12 protein-coding genes are annotated in these 15,006 nt (G+C 71.0%); 5 read left to right on the top strand and 7 right to left on the bottom strand.

Annotated elements, in window-relative coordinates:
* Positions 1-28: 28 nt before the first annotated feature.
* Together galE and KQ310_RS01875 are read left to right on the top strand one after the other, a co-directional pair.
* A complete protein-coding gene (gene galE / locus KQ310_RS01880; protein WP_259720099.1) occupies positions 29-1,099 on the top strand; it encodes a UDP-glucose 4-epimerase GalE in 1,071 nt (356 codons plus the stop codon).
* Complete coding sequence (locus KQ310_RS01875) at positions 1,089-3,293, top strand: AIR synthase-related protein (protein WP_259720098.1); 2,205 nt, start codon at positions 1,089-1,091, stop codon at positions 3,291-3,293. Before galE ends, KQ310_RS01875 begins: the two co-directional genes overlap by 11 nt.
* Positions 3,294-4,641: 1,348 nt before the next feature.
* Here the strand turns inward: KQ310_RS01875 and KQ310_RS01870 are convergent.
* Complete coding sequence (locus KQ310_RS01870) at positions 4,642-6,030, bottom strand: CCA tRNA nucleotidyltransferase (protein ID WP_259720097.1); 1,389 nt, start codon at positions 6,028-6,030, stop codon at positions 4,642-4,644.
* Between the two features lie 64 nt (positions 6,031-6,094).
* Here KQ310_RS01870 and KQ310_RS01865 point away from each other — a divergent pair, with 64 nt between their 5' ends.
* On the top strand, positions 6,095-7,117 hold the full coding sequence (locus KQ310_RS01865; RefSeq protein ID WP_259720096.1) for an SIS domain-containing protein: 1,023 nt from the start codon (positions 6,095-6,097) through the stop codon (positions 7,115-7,117).
* On the top strand, positions 7,114-7,689 hold the full coding sequence (locus tag KQ310_RS01860; protein WP_259720095.1) for an HAD family hydrolase: 576 nt from the start codon (positions 7,114-7,116) through the stop codon (positions 7,687-7,689). Before KQ310_RS01865 ends, KQ310_RS01860 begins: the two co-directional genes overlap by 4 nt.
* Here the strand turns inward: KQ310_RS01860 and kdsB are convergent.
* Both kdsB and KQ310_RS01850 read right to left on the bottom strand, forming a co-directional pair.
* Positions 7,650-8,528, bottom strand: a complete 879-nt coding sequence (gene kdsB / locus KQ310_RS01855; protein WP_259720094.1) for a 3-deoxy-manno-octulosonate cytidylyltransferase — start codon at positions 8,526-8,528, stop codon at positions 7,650-7,652. The two genes, KQ310_RS01860 and kdsB, sit on opposite strands and share 40 nt — an antisense overlap.
* 5 nt (positions 8,529-8,533) lie before the next feature.
* Complete coding sequence (locus tag KQ310_RS01850; protein WP_259720093.1) at positions 8,534-9,244, bottom strand: glycosyltransferase; 711 nt, start codon at positions 9,242-9,244, stop codon at positions 8,534-8,536.
* A 57-nt stretch (positions 9,245-9,301) separates the two neighbouring features.
* Between KQ310_RS01850 and kdsA the strand changes: the two genes are divergently transcribed.
* A complete protein-coding gene (kdsA, locus tag KQ310_RS01845; protein WP_259720092.1) occupies positions 9,302-10,111 on the top strand; it encodes a 3-deoxy-8-phosphooctulonate synthase in 810 nt (269 codons plus the stop codon).
* On the opposite strand, the gene KQ310_RS01840 is transcribed toward kdsA, so the two are convergent.
* The 4 genes from KQ310_RS01840 to KQ310_RS01825 all read right to left on the bottom strand — a co-directional run bounded on the left by KQ310_RS01840 (position 10,093) and on the right by KQ310_RS01825 (position 15,005).
* Entirely contained in the window at positions 10,093-10,587 is a 495-nt protein-coding gene (locus KQ310_RS01840; RefSeq protein ID WP_259720091.1) for a hypothetical protein, read from the bottom strand. The genes kdsA and KQ310_RS01840 overlap by 19 nt on opposite strands.
* Before the next feature lie 245 nt (positions 10,588-10,832).
* Complete coding sequence (locus tag KQ310_RS01835; RefSeq protein WP_259720090.1) at positions 10,833-11,435, bottom strand: glycosyltransferase family 39 protein; 603 nt, start codon at positions 11,433-11,435, stop codon at positions 10,833-10,835.
* A complete protein-coding gene (locus tag KQ310_RS01830; RefSeq protein WP_259720089.1) occupies positions 11,419-13,818 on the bottom strand; it encodes a UvrD-helicase domain-containing protein in 2,400 nt (799 codons plus the stop codon). Before KQ310_RS01830 ends, KQ310_RS01835 begins: the two co-directional genes overlap by 17 nt.
* Complete coding sequence (locus tag KQ310_RS01825) at positions 13,815-15,005, bottom strand: glycosyltransferase (RefSeq protein WP_259720088.1); 1,191 nt, start codon at positions 15,003-15,005, stop codon at positions 13,815-13,817. Before KQ310_RS01825 ends, KQ310_RS01830 begins: the two co-directional genes overlap by 4 nt.
* Between the last annotated feature and the right edge of the window lies 1 nt (position 15,006).

The following is a 15,006-nucleotide window of genomic DNA, read 5'->3' as shown; positions in this document are numbered from 1 at the left end:
GAAGACAGGCCCGCTTCCCCTGCCCGCCATGGCCCATCTGCTGATCACTGGCGGCGCCGGCTTCATTGGCAGCCACTGCTGCGTGGCCCTGCTCGAGGCGGGGCATGGGCTGGTGGTGCTCGACAACTTCGACAACAGCTCGCCGGAAGCACTGCGGCGGGTAGCGGAGCTGGGCGGCCTGCAGGGAGAGGCGCGCGGACCCTGGCGCGATGGCCACGGCGCGGTGCGACTGCAGCTGGTGGAAGGGGATGTGCGCTGTGCCGACGATCTGGACGCGGCCTTCACCACCAGCCCGGAGGGAATCGGGGCCGTGGTGCATTGCGCCGGCCTCAAGGCGGTGGGGGAATCGGTGGCGGAGCCCCTGCGCTACTGGGACACGAACCTGGGCGGCAGCCTGCGGCTGCTGGAGGCGATGCGCCGTCATGGCTGCCGCACGATCGTGTTCAGCAGCAGCGCCACCCTCTACGGCTATCCGGACACGGTGCCGATCCCGGAAACGGCCCCGATCCAGCCGATCAACCCCTACGGCCACTCCAAGGCGGCGGTGGAGCAGGTGCTGGCTGATGTGGCCGCCAGCGAGGCGGGCTGGCGCATCGCCCGGCTGCGCTACTTCAACCCGGTGGGGTCCCACCCCAGCGGCCGCATCGGCGAGGACCCCGAAGGGATCCCCAACAACCTCTTCCCCTACCTCAGCCAGGTGGCGGTGGGCCGGCGCCAGGCCCTGCACATCTTCGGCAGCGACTGGCCCACCCCGGACGGCACCGGCGTGCGCGATTACATCCACGTGATGGATCTGGCGGATGGGCACCGGGCCGCCCTCGACACGCTGCTGCGGGAGGAGCCCCAGCTGCTCACGGTGAACCTCGGCAGTGGCCAGGGCCATTCGGTGCTGGACGTGGTGCACGCCTTCGAGGCGGCCTGCGGCCATCGCCTGCCCTATGAGCTGGTCGATCGCCGACCGGGAGACGCCGCCACCACGGTGGCGGATCCAGGCCTGGCCAGCGCGCGGCTTGACTGGCGCACCCGCCGCAGCCTGGCGGACATCTGCCGGGATGGCTGGGCCTGGCAGAGCGCCAACCCCCGCGGCTATGGCCCCTGAGAGCCGCAGACTCCCGCAGCAGCACCTGGTGATGGCCGGCGGCGGCCACAGCCATGCCCTGGTGCTGCGGAGCTGGGCGATGCGGCCCGAGCGGCGACCGGCCGCCCTGGTCACCCTGGTGAGCCGCTCCGGCACGGCCTTCTATTCGGGCATGGTGCCGGGGCTGGTGGCCGGCTGGTACGACCGCCACGCCTGTGCCATCGACCTGCGGCGACTCTGCTACCTGGCGGGGGCGGCCTTCGTGGAGGCGGAGATCACAGGGCTGGATCTCCAGAAGAAGGAGGTGCAACTGGCCGGCCGGCCGGCGCTGCGCTGGGACCGGCTCAGCCTCGATGTGGGAGCCGTGACCGCATCAGCGGCAGGCGTGGAGGCTGTCGATGGAGGGGTGACAGAGGCTCCCGTGCCAGTGAAACCATTGGAGCCCTTTCTCGACTATTGCGACGGCCTGACCCCCAGCGCCGGGGGCACCCTACGGATTCGCGGCGGTGGTGCCGCCGCCGTGGAGCTGGCCCTGGCGCTGCGAGGGCGGGGGATCGCCTGCTCACTGCTGCTGCGCGGAACGGAGCTCCATCTCGGCTCAGGCGCCGCCAACCGTCTGGGCGAACGGCTGCTGGCGGCCGCCGGCATCGGCGTGCAGCGCCATCAGCCGGAGAACGCCCCGGCCGATCTGGCCTGCACCGGCAGCCGGGCTCCGGCCTGGCTGGCTGCCGCGGGACTGCCGGTGGAGCCGACCTCGGGACGGGTGATCACCAATGCCTGCCTGCAGGTGATCGATGAGGCGGCAATTTTCGCCAGCGGCGATTGCGGCCTGATCGGAGCGGATCCGCGCGCGGCCTCGGGGGTCTGGGCCGTGCGGGCCGCGCCGGTGCTGGCCACCAACCTGGAACGCGCCCTGCGCGGGCGGCCCCTACGGCCCTGGCGACCCCAGCGGCGAGCGCTGCAGCTGCTGGGGCTGCCCGGGCCTCCCCCCCAGGCCGTGGCGCTGTGGGGCCCTCTTGCGATCGGGCCGGCGGGGTGGCTCTGGCGCGGGAAGGAGCAGATCGACCGGCGATTTCTGGATCTGTTCACGGCCCTGCAGCCGATGCAGACCGCTGATGGCGAGCCGATGGCCTGTCGCGGCTGCGCCGCCAAGCTGGCCGCCGCACCACTGACCGCCGCCCTGGCCCGTGTCAGCGGCAGCCGCCATCCACCGGCCCCGGAGGATGCGGCGGAGCTGGGCCGCGGCGCCAACGGTGAGCACTGGCTGCAGAGCGTGGATGGGTTCCCGGCCCTGCTGAGTGACCCCTGGCTGAATGCCCGACTCACCACCCTGCATGCCTGCAGCGATCTCTGGGCCTGCGGTGCTTCGGTGCGCAGTGTTCAGGCGGCCGTGACCCTGCCGGCTGTGGGGTCGACCCTGCAGGAGGAGCTGCTGGTCCAGTCTCTGGCCGGGATCCGTTCGGTGCTGGAGCCGATGGGAGCCTGTCTGATCGGCGGCCACACCCTTGAGGAGCGCCAGATGCCTGCCAGCAGGGCCGCTGGGACGGGGCAGCCGCAGACCAACGGCCCGCCCAGCCAGCAGATCACCCTGGTGCTCACCGTGAACGGCTCAGCGCCGCCGGAGCGGTTGTGGCCCAAGGGCGGCCTGCGCCCTGGCGATCGGTTGCTGCTGACGCGTCCGATCGGCAGTGGCGTGCTGTTTGCCGCCGCCATGGCCGGCGCGGCCCGGCCGGAGTGGATCGCCGCGGCCCTGGCCGAGATGCAGCGCAGCCAGGCGGATCTGGTGCCACTGCTGGCGCGCCACGGCTGCCGGGCCTGCACCGACATCACCGGCTTCGGCTTGCTGGGGCATCTGGGCGAGATGCTCGGGTTCGGTCGTGGCGCCTCGCCTCTCCCCCTGGCCGTGCGGCTGAGGGCCACCGCGGTGCCGGCCCTGGCCGGAGCCCTGGAGCTGCTGGAGCAGGGCTTCGCCAGCAGCCTCGCCCCCGCCAATGCGGCCGCCCTAGCCGCGCTCGACGGCCCAATCCGGCTGGACCAGCCAGCCCCAGGCTCCCGGCTGGGGCTGCTGATCGATCCGCAGACCTGTGGTCCCCTCCTGGCCGCTCTGCCGGCCGCAAAGGCCGCCGATGCCCTCGAGGACCTGGCAGCAGCCGGCTTTGGCCAGGCCAGCGTGATCGGCGAAGTGATCGAAGCCCAGGCTCCCGAGCAGATGTGACCGCAGAAGCGGCGCCCAGGGCCTGTGCTGGAATCCTCCGAGATCGAAGCGTCCAGACCTGATCTCCGCGCAGCTCCGCCTATGGCCACGACGACTGCCGCGATCGCGTCCCGGGACGCCGCTCCGCACGGCAGGAGTCCACGCCGGTGGGGTTGGCCGGGCGAGGGGGCGACGGATTGGCTGGATGCCCTGCTGCCGCTGATCTTCGCCCTGCAACTGTTCCGCTCCCAGGAGCTGCTCGCCACCGGCCTGCTGCTGATCTGGCTGGCCCTGCGGCTGGTCAGCCAGGCGGTGCGGCAGGTGCGGCAGAGGCCGGCCGGAACCCCCTGGGCGGCGCTCATGCTCGGGCTGCTGCTGGTGAACGTGCGGGTGGTGCTGTTCGGCGAGGAGAGCAGCCCCTCCGGTCCCAGCGACATGCTGATGGTGGTGCTGGGTCTGGCCGCCGGTGCCGGTCGGCGGCCAGCCTCCTGGCGGGCCTCGCTGCAGTGGATCGGCCTGGCGACCGTGCCGGTGGTGCTGCTGCTGGCCCTGCACTGGCCCGGCAGCCTCGACTTCAGCACCCCCCTGGACGTCGTGATCCAACAGAAGAAGGTGGGGATCGGCGGGCTGAATCGCCTCGCCACCCTGGCGATGCTGTTCAGTGTCTGTGCCGCCTATGGCGGGCTGCTGGAAAAAACGGGCTGGAAGCGCCTGGCACTCCTGGCGACGGCGCTGCTGGGCTACGGGCTCTGCCTGCGCACGGGATCACGCCTGGCCCTGCTGGCACCGCTGCTGGCCATGGCGATGGCGTATCTGATCAGCCGGGCCAGGGGACGGCTGAAGGCCGGCCAGGCAGCGCTGCTGGCTCTTGGTGGCTCCGCGGCCCTGGCCGCCGTGATGAGCCTGTGGTGGTTCGTGCTGGCCCCCAGCAGCGGCCGCAATCTTCTCTCCGACCTGGGCCGCCTCAAAGCAGCTGCGTGCTACGGCGGCATCGCCTTTTCCGGCCAGAATCGCTTCCTGTACGGCATCGGCTTCGGCACGCGGGCACGGGAGTTCTGCACCGCAGCCACCGCCCAGGCGCGCGGCGACGGCTGGCGGCCGATGGGCCATGCCCACAACAGCGTCGCTCAGATCCTGGGCGAAACCGGCAGTCTCGGCCTGCTGGCGCTGGTGCTGCTGCTGGTGATCCTGGCGATGGCGATCCGGTTGCGGCTGCGGCACACACCCTTGCGACTCGCCTGGGGGCGCGAAGGCACCACCCTCACGGAAGCGGCGATCGCCCTGGATCTGCTGCTGCTGTTCAACGCCCTGGCCACCACGGTGTTCCTGATCAATCCCGCCAGCCAGTGCCTGATCGGCTATCTGGCCGTCACCGCCCTGTGGGGGCTGCCAGCCGCCGCTGCACCCGAGCCTGCTCCAGCTGGTCGATGGCCTCCAGCCGAGCCTGGCGCAACCGCATCCCCAGCTGGGGACCAGGCCTCACCCCCTGAGCCAGCAGATCCTCCGCTGACAACGGCGACCTGACATGGCGCCAGCGCAGCCACCAGCACAACAGCGGCCGCCGCTGGGTACTGCCGCAGGCCAGGGCCAGGGCGACCGCCTCGGCTGAGAGACCCGGACTCTCCAGCAGCTGGGTCCACTGGGATGCCGCCGCTGGGCCATCCGCCAGAGACGCTGCTGCATCCGCCAGCCGCTGCCTCAACAGCAGCCACTGACTGAGCAGCTTGTGCTGGCGATGGGGCAACTGCAGCCGCTCCGCCAGGGCGAGCGGATCGGCGGCGCCGGCCACCAGGGCCGCCGGCAGGGGCAACCCGAAGCGCTGGGCCCACGCCAGCCGCCGCGGCCAGGTTCGATCCGCCTGGATCCGGGCATCGAACAGCAGCAACGCCCCCCACCCCTGCAGCGCCGCCAGGGCCCGGCTCCAGGCCTCCCGCTCCAGCAGCAGCTCCAGTTCCATGCGCAGCCGGGTGCCCAGGGCCGAGGGAGCCTGCCCCGGCGGATCACCCGGCCGCCACCCCCAGGGCCAGGTGGCCAGGGTGCTCTGCAGCTGTTGCAGGCTCTCCGGGGCCAGCGTGAAACCGAGGCGGGCCACGTAGCGGGCACCGCGCAGCACCCGGGTGGGGTCATCGCGGACGCTGGCGGCGTGGAGGAAGCGCAGCTGGCGCAAAGCCAGATCCCGTTGGCCGCCATGGGGATCCAGCAGACAGCTGACATCCGGCGGGCAGGCGGGATCACCTCGGCAGGGCACCAGCAGCAGGGCCATCGCGTTGATCGTGAAGTCGCGCCGGGCCAGGTCGTCGTCGAGGCTGCCGTAGCGCACCCGGGGGTTCTCGCCAGGCACGGGATAGCTCTCCCGCCGCGCACTGGCCAGATCAAGCAGCAGCGGCTGGTCAACCGCCTGGAGGGCCGCACCGTGAAAGGCGCCGAGATCCAGCTCCAGCTCCACCGTGCCGTAGGCACCGTGCTCCTGGAGATAGGGCACCAGCCGCGGCCCCAGCTGCTGCCGCAACCGGCGGGCGAGCCGATGGGCCGCCGGCGGCTGAGGCTCCTCGCCGGAATCCTGATCCGGCTGGGAAACGTTGTCCAGACTGGCCTCCTCCACCACCAGATCCAGATCGGGCAGGCCCCGCCAGGGATCGTGGTGCACCCGGTGCAGCAGCAGATCGCGCACGGCACCGCCCACCAGGGCGAGGCGATGGTGGGCGGCGGCCTGGCGCAGCAGGGGCAGCAACTGGGGCGGCAGGCCCGGGATCTCCATGACGCGCAAGCTCCGTCCGGGATGGAGATGGGGAGAATGGGCGCATCATGGTGGAACTGCGCCGGTGTCGGCCCTGACGCGCTGTCTGGAGGAGGAGGCCGGGGCGATCGCCGCCGCGGCCGGTCGCCTCGATGCCGGCCAGGTGGAGGCGGCCCTCGAGCTGCTTGATCGCTGCGCCGAGCAGCGGGCCAAGCTGGTGATCACCGGCGTGGGCAAAAGTGGCATCGTGGCCCGCAAGATCGCGGCCACCTTCTCCTCGATCGGCCTGATGGCGATCTACCTCAGCCCCCTCGATGCCCTGCACGGCGACCTGGGGGTGGTGGCTCCGCAGGACGTGGTCCTGTTGCTCTCCAACAGCGGCGAAACCCAGGAGCTGCTGGAAATCCTGCCCCATCTGCAGCGCCGCGGCAGCGCCCGCATCGCCCTGGTGGGCCGGCTGGCCTCCAGCCTGGCCCGGGGCTGCGATGTGGTGCTGGATGGCTCGGTGGACCGGGAGGCCTGTCCGCTCAACCTTGCCCCCACCGCCAGCACGGCGGTGGCGATGGCGATCGGCGATGCCCTGGCGGCGGTGTGGATGGAGCGGCGCGGCATCTCCCCCCAGGACTTCGCCCTCAACCATCCGGCCGGCAGCCTCGGCCGCCAGCTCACCCTGCGCGTCAGCGATCTGATGGTGCCGGCCGCCCGTCTCCACCCCCTGGCTCCATCGGCGGACCTGCCGGCGGTGATTGCCCAACTGACCCAGGACGCGATCGGCGCCTGCTGGGTCGCCCACCCGGACGAACCCGAACGGCTGGCGGGGCTGATCACCGATGGTGACCTGCGCCGCGCCCTGCAGGCCCATGGCCCCGGCACCTGGGCCACGCTCACGGCCCGCGACCTGATGACCGCCGATCCGATCACGGTGGGGCCGGGCCTGCTGGCGGTGGAGGCCCTGGAGCGGATGGAGCGGAACCGCCGCAAACCGATCTCGATCCTGCCGGTGCTGGCCAACACCGGCGCCGATGAGGACAGGCAGCTGCAGGGGCTGCTGCGGCTGCACGATCTGGTGCAGGCCGGCCTCACCAGTGGCCGGAGCCCCCAGCCATGATCGCCGCCCTCGACAGGATGCGGCAGCGGCGGCGCTGGCGGCAGCTCGGGCCCCGCCTGGATCAGCTGCGCCTGGTGGTGCTCGATGTGGACGGGGTGCTGACCGACGGCGGCCTCTGGTACGGCCCCAACGGCGAGCTGTTCAAGCGCTTCGATGTGCGGGACGGACTGGGGATCCGCCTGCTGCAACAGGCGGGGCTGGAGGTGGCCCTGCTCAGCGGCGGCATGGGCGGTGCCACCGAGGCGCGGGCGCGCCATCTCGGCATCCGCCACTGCCTGGTGGGGGTGAAGGACAAACCCGCCGCCCTGACGCGGCTGCTGGAGCAGCTCGACCTGGAGCCGGCCAGCACCGCCTTTGTGGGCGACGACTTCAACGACCTGGCGGTGCGCCCCTGCGTGGGGCTGCTGCTGGCCCCGGCCGATGCGGCCCCGCCCCTGCGGCGGCAAGCCGATGCCGTGCTGGAACGCTGCGGCGGCAACGGCGCCGTGCGGGAGCTGGTGGAGCGGATCCTGGGGCGGCGACCGCAGTGGCGTCAGCTCTGTGCCGAGGGCTGGCGCGACCGCAACGACTGAGCCGCGATCCCCTGAGCCGCGAGGCCTCCTGCGGCGATCTGGCGCGCCTGTTCGAGTTGCTCGGCCGTATCCACCGACAGGGAGTCGCCCTCCACCGGGAAGGTGCCGATGCCGATGCCCGCTTCGATCAGCCGCAGCTGTTCCAGCTTCTCGAACTGCTCCAGCGGCGAGTGGGGCAGCGCCGCCCAACCGGCCAGCACATCGGCGCGGTAGCCGTAGAGGCCCACATGCCCCCAGTACGGGGCGTGGTCGGGCCAGGCGGCGGGATCCACATCACGCACGTGCGGGATCGCCGAGCGGGAGAAGTAAAGGGCCCGGCCATCGGCGGCCAGCAGGGTCTTCACCACGTTGGGATTGTGGACCTTGGCGGCGCTGAGGCGATAGACGGGCGTGAGCACCTGCGGCAGCGGCCGGCGCCGGCCGAACTCGGCCGCCATGGCATCGATCACGGCGGGATCGAGGAAGGGCTGATCGCCCTGCACATTGATCACCAGGGCGGTTTCGGCGTTCAGGGGCGCCGTCTCGGTGCCGGCCATGGTCAACAGGGTCTGCACCACCGAGGCGATCCGGTCACTGCCGGAGGGGCAGTCGGCGGCGGTGAGCAGCGCCGGGAAGCCCCAGGCGGCGGCGGCCTCCACCAGCTCCTGGCTGTCGGTGCAGAGCACCACGGCGGCGGGGGTCTCGGCGGCGGCGCAGCGCTCCAGCACCCGCCGCAGCATCGGCTGGCCGCCGATGTCGGCCATCACCTTGCCGGGCAGGCGGCTGGAGGCGAGCCGGGCCGGCACCGCCACGATCGTGGGCAGCGGTGAGGCGGGATCAGGACTGACGGAACGAGGCACGCGGATCACTCCCACAGACGGGAGGCGGCATCGCGGGCCGCGAACCACTCCGCCGCCAGGGCCTCTCCCATGGTGCGTTGCTCCCGGAACCAGGGACCGCCCAGGGTCCAGTGCAGCAGCACAGGTCCCCCCTCGCCGGCCGATCGCTGCGGCGGCGGCTGCACGGCCACCAGATGGTTCCAGCGATCGGGAAGGGCGCCGATCTCGTGGTCACCGGCCAGCCAGTGGAAGCGGTGCAGGTCGAGGCCCGTGGCCGTGTTCACGTACTCGGGCGTGAGGGCGGTGCAGCGGCCGGCCTGGAACAGCATCAGCGAACTCCAGTTCTTCTTCGGGTAGGCGCTCTGCACTTCGCCCTGGAACTTGCGGGTTTCGGCCGGCACGTGCTCGTGCTGCACACACATCACGGCATAGCGCTCGTCGCGCAGCGCCCAGAGTTCGGCGATGTCGCCGCGGCAGAGTATGTCGCAGTCCATGAAGATCCCCCAGCCGCGATAGTCCATCAGCCGCGGCACCAGGAAGCGGCTGAAGGAGAAGGCGGTGCTCTGCTTCGAATCCCGGGCGCGCCAGTAGAGCCCTTGGGCCTCCAGCTGCGGCGTGACCAGCGGCGTGATCGCCAAGGGAGCCGAGCTGTGCTGATACAGGCTGTCGATCAGCACAGTCACGGCGGCCCGCTCCCGCGGATCCACGCCGATGAAGATCGGGATGGGCTGGGTCATGGGGCGAGGCTAGGGCGATCATCCACCTGGCCCGACCTGAGGCCCGCCCCTGCCGCCATGACCTTCACCCTGATCGCCGGCCCCTGTGTGATCGAGAGCCGCGAGCTGGTTCTGGAGATCGCTGAGCAGGTGAAGGCCATCACCGACCGGCTGGGCATCCGCTACATCTTCAAGGCCAGCTACGACAAGGCCAACCGCAGCTCCGGCGGCTCCTTCCGCGGTCCCGGCGTGGGCGATGGCCTGGAGGTGCTGGCGGAGGTGAAGCAACGCTTTGGCCTGCCGTTGCTCACCGACATCCACGAGAGCCACCAGGCCGCGCCCGTAGCCGCCGTGGTGGACGTGCTGCAGATCCCCGCTTTTCTTTGCCGCCAGACCGACCTGCTGCTGGCCGCCGCCGCCGCGGTGCAGGGCACAGACAAGACAATCAACGTCAAGAAAGGCCAGTTCCTCGCCCCCTGGGACATGGCCCAGGTGGTGCGGAAGCTGCGGGAGGCCGGCGTGGAGAACCTCTGGCTGACCGAGCGCGGCACCAGCTTCGGCTACAACACGCTGGTGGTGGATTACCGCAGCCTGCCCCAGCTGCGGGAGCTGGGCTGCCCGGTGATCTTCGATGCCACCCATTCGGTGCAGCAGCCCGGCGGCCGGGGCAGCAGCACCGGCGGGCAGCGGGAGTTCGTGGCGCCCCTGGCCCGGGCGGCGGTGGCCGTTGGAGTGGATGGGCTGTTCATGGAGGTGCATCCCGACCCCGATCAGGCCCTCAGCGACGGGCCCAACATGGTGCCGCTACACCGCCTTGAGCCGCTGCTGGAGCAGCTGCTGGCGATCCGTGCGGCGGTAGCGGCAGGCTTTCAGCCCTCCAGCCTCTGAGCGGCTGCGGGCCAGCGGCAGCGATAGAGGCGCAGGTGGGGCCGGCCGGGCAGATCGCGGCGGCAGGCATAGCCCAGCTCCTCGACCCAGGCCAGGGCCGGATCGATGCGGCGCTGCACCGAGTCCGGGCCCCCGGTCTCGGCCAGCACTAGGCGATCTGGAGGGTGCTGGCGGCGCAGCAGGCGGCGCAGATCGCGCAGATCGCCCCAGGAGTCCAGGCCCGGCGGGGCAGCACTGGACAGCACGGGGCCTGGTGACACCTGGGCTGGATTCACCGTGCCGGCGTTGCGCAGCAGCCGCTCGGCCGTGCGGAAATGATGGGCCCGTGGGCTGATCCGAACGGCCGTGTCCTGACTGGCCAGCACCAGCAGGCGAAAGTCGTTCGTCTCGCGCGATCCCTGGAACACCCCGCCCGGTTGCAAGGGGGGGAAGGAATCGGCCCAGAAGGAGAGCACCAGGGCTGCAGCCAGGGCCAAACGACACCCCCACCACCATCAACACCAGCACGCCGCCGGAGAGCAGGACAGACCCGTCCAGCCAGGCCAGCCAGGGGCGTTGGTTGCCAACTGGAAGGCCAACCTCCGCCGTGACACGCCGGCGGCACAGCACCAGATCAAACGCTCCCATCACCAGGAGCAGGGCCAGCTTCGGCAGCGGCCAGGGTCCCAGGGCCCGCGCCAGCACCTCCTCAGCCATGCCGCCATCGGGCCTGCCGATCCAGTCACCGGCCTCCGATCCCTCCAGCAGATAGCGGCGGCTGTGCCAGATCCAGGCCAGGCAGGGCAGCGCTGTCAACAGGCAGACTTCCCACACTTTGCAACCGCAGTCGCAGGGGCCGCCAGGTCGCCGCCAGCTCGGTGAGCGCCAGGGCGATCCCGTAGAAGAGGCCGTAGTAGTGGGTAAGGCCGGCAGCGGCCAGGGCCAGTCCGTAGCCGATGCCATCAGCCAGCTTGCCCTCCTGGTGCCAGCGGCGCCGGCAGAGAAGGGCCAGGGCGATCCAGAGCACCAGCAGCGCATAGCCCTTGGCCTCGATCGAGAAGCGAATCGGGAAGGGACTGCAGAAGGCCAGGATCACGACCAACCCCACAGCCAGATGGCGCCGTGGGGGCGCCAGGGGCCGGGCCATCTGAGCCACCTGGGCCACGATCACCCCCTCGCCCAACAGGTAGGCCCCCCAGGAGAACAGCCGCAGGAACCGGGCCGTGCCGGGCACCAACTGGCCCAAGAGCCAGAGCAGGCCGTAATAGAGGGGCGGGTGGCAGGCACAGGCGGATCCGAGTGCATGGCCAGATCTCCGCAATCGCCGCTCAGACCAGCGGCTCAATCGGCGCCAGGCGCGGATCGAGGATCTTCGGGCCCATGCCTTCGAACTTCACGGCGATCGAGATCTTCTCGCCACTGCCGAACAGATGGGTCACATGGCCGTCCCCGAAGGCGGCATGGCGCAGCCGGTCACCCACCACCCAGCTCCGGGCCACACCGGCGCGGCGCCGCACCGCATTGGCGGCGACGCCGGCCTCCCCACCACCCTCCACGCGGCGGGACTCCACTCGATCGACACGGGTGAGCCGATCAAGCCGCTGCTCCCGGCGCAGGGCCGCACCGCCGGAGCGCGGGATGTCGCCCTGCACCAGTTCCTCAGGCAGCTCCGAGAGAAACACCGAGGGCACCGCCGGCTCGCGCATGCCGCCCCAGAGGCGCCTTTCGCTGGCATGGGAGAGAAACAGACGCTCCTTGGCACGGGTGATGCCCACGTAGCAGAGGCGGCGCTCCTCCTCCAGGGCGGCGGGATCCTCCAGAGAGCGGTAGCTGGGGAAGAGGCCCTGCTCCATCCCCACCAGAAACACCACCGGGAACTCCAGCCCCTTGCTGGCGTGCAGGGTCATCAGGGTGACGCGGTCCTGGTCGGTGTCCTTGCTGTCGGCGTCGCTGGCCAGGGCGGCCGAGGCCAGGAACCCCTCCAGATCCCCCTCCTCGTTCTCCTCCTGATACTGCAAACCGGCATTCACCAGTTCGTTGAGGTTGCGGCGCCGGTCTTCGGCTTCATCGGTGCCGGCGGCGATCAGCTCGGCCAGATAGCCGCTCTGCTCCAGCACCCGCTGCACCAGCTCAGAGGGTGGAGCGTCCTGGACGCGGCGCTGCAGATCACTGATCAGTTCATGGAACTGCAGCAGCCCCTTGGCCGAACGCCCGCCGAGGGAGCGCACCGCCTCGGCATCGCTCACCACCTCCCACAACGGAATCCCCAGCTGATTGGAGGCATCAGTGAGCCGCTCGATCGTGGTCTTGCCGATGCCGCGGCGGGGCACATTCAGCACCCGCAGCAGGCTCACCGTGTCGGCCGGATTGACCAGCAGCCGCAGGTAGGCGAGCACATCTTTGATCTCGCGCCGGTCGTAGAAGCGCAGCCCACCCACCACGATGTAAGGAATCCCCCAGCGCACCAGGGCCTCCTCCATCGCCCGGCTCTGGGCATTGGTGCGATACAGCACCGCCATGTCGCCCCAGCGCAGATCGGGATGGGCGGCCTCGAGCATGCGCATGCGGTGCACCACCGCCTCGGCCTCGGCGATCTCGTCGTCACAGCGGGTGAGGGTGATCAACTCCCCTTCGCCGCGGGTGGGGCGGAGGATCTTGTCGATCCGCTCGCTGTTGTGGGCGATCAGGGCGTTGGCCGCCTCCAGGATCGTGGCGGTGGAGCGGTAGTTCTCCTCCAGCTTCACCATGGTGCTGGTGGCCTCATCGGCAGCGCCGTCGCCGAAATCGTCCTGAAAACCCATCAGGATCGTGAAGTCGGCGGCGCGGAAGCTGTAGATGCTCTGATCGGCGTCGCCCACCACGAACACCGAGCGGCCTGCCCAGTCGTCATAGGCGGCAGGGTCCCGACCATTGGTGACCAGCAGCTTGATCAGGTCGTACTGGGTGCGGTTGGTGTCCTGGTATTCGTCCACCAGCACATGGCGGAAGCGACGGTGCCAGTAGTTCCGCACCTGCTCGTTCTGGCGCAGCAGCTGCACCGGCAGCAGCAGCAGATCATCGAAATCGAGGGCGTTGTTGGCGGCCAGGGCGCGGCGATAGAGGCGATAGGCCTCGGCCTCCTTGCGGCCCCGCACCCCCTCCGCCTTGGCCTCCAGCTGCTCCGGCAGCCAGCCCTGGTTCTTGGCGTTGCTGATCGCCCAGCGCACTTTCTTGGGTTCGAAGCGCTTCGGGTCCAGCCCCAGCTCCTGGGTCACGATCTCCTTCACCAGCGTCTGGGCGTCGCTCTCGTCGTAGATCGAGAACTGCCGCGTCCAGCGCAGGCCTTCGGGGTCGTGGAACTTGTCGATATCGAAGCGCAGCAGCCGCGCGAACAGGGCATGAAAGGTGCCGATCCACAGCTCCTTGATCACCTCCCGGTAGATGCGGCTGCGCAGCTGCTTCTGCTGCACCAGTGGCAGGGTGCTCCAGGGCTGGCCGAACTGGCTCTGGGCCAGCTTCTGGGCCAGCAGCAGCTCCAGCCGCTCCTTCATCTCCCGGGCGGCCTTGTTGGTGAAGGTCACCGCCAGCAGATCGGCCGGATCGACGCCGTGGTGGCCGATCAGGTGGGCGATGCGATGGGTGAGGGCGCGGGTCTTGCCGCTGCCGGCCCCCGCCACCACCAGCAGGGGACCGGTGTGGTGGTCCACCGCCCGGCGCTGGGCGTCGTTGAGGCCGGCAAGAAAGCTCACGGGCTGAGGCTATCGCCGGGCGGCGACGTCGGCGCGGCAGCCACCTGCTCGATCAGGCCCTGCAGGGCCTGCAGGTGGTGCTGCACCGTGAAGTGCTCCTGGCAACGGCGCTGCCCCGCCGCCCCCAGCCGGCCGGCCAGGGCTGGGTCCTCCCCCAGACGGCGGATCGCCTCCGCCATCGCCGCCACGTCGCCCTCCTCCACCAGCAGGCCCGTCACCCCGTGCTGCACCACCTCAGGGATGCCGGCGTGGCGGGTCGCCACCACCGGCAGGCCGCTGAGCTGGGCCTCCAGCACCGCCACCGGCGATCCCTCCTGATCCCCGTCCGGTGCGGTGAGCGAATGCTGCAGGAAGGCCCGCGCCCCCCGCAGGCGCTCGGCGATGGCCGCCGGCGGCAGCAGGCCGGCGAAAATCACCCGATCGCCGAGGCCGAGGTCGCTGGCCCGCTGGCGGGCCAGGGCCAGCAGGGGCCCCTCTCCCACCATCTCCAGCCGCCAGTCGGGATGGCCTGAGCTGGCGCGGGCGAAGGCCTCGAGGCTGAGCAGCGGCCCCTTCTTGGCCACGAACCGGCCCACCGCCAGAAAGTGGGGCGGGGCCGCGGCGGGATCGGCGCCGGCGAAGCGGGCGGGATCGGCCCCCGAGGGACTGATCAGCACCGGCAGGGGTCGCTGGCGCTGCGTCGCCAGGGCCAGCAAGGTGACGCGCATCGGCTCCGACTTGACCACCACCGCCGCCACCAGCTGCAGCAGGCGGCGATAGCGGGGCCGCAGCGTGTCGAGGTAGCGGCGGGAGGAGGCATCGGAGCCACGGAAATGGACGATCAGAGGCAGGCCGGTGGCCGGCACCAGCTCCATCACCCGCACCGCGTGGAAGCCGAATTCGGCCAGCACCAGATCGGGCCTCTCGTAGCGGCAGATGCGGATCGCCACCCGGGAGGGCAGCCAGGTGCCGAAGCGCTGCAACACCTCCAGCGGCACCAGGGCGGCCAGGCGGTAGCAGGCCTTGCTGACCAGGATCGCCAGGCCGTAGGCGAGGCGCAGGGGCGGGCCACCCCAGGGCCGTTCGTCGCCGCAGTAGGCCACCGTGTCGCAGGCGAGGCCGGCCAGATTGGCGCGGATGAAGGTCTCCGAGGGCGCCCGCCGCGAGGGGGCGAACACCAGCAGGCGCAGGGGCGTAGGGGCGGCCACC

Source organism: Synechococcus sp. CS-1328 (genome assembly GCF_025128095.1).
Classification (GTDB): Bacteria; Cyanobacteriota; Cyanobacteriia; order PCC-6307; family Cyanobiaceae; genus CBW1002.
Note: the sequence above shows the minus strand (reverse complement) of the source record. Positions and strands in the feature narration are given on the sequence as shown.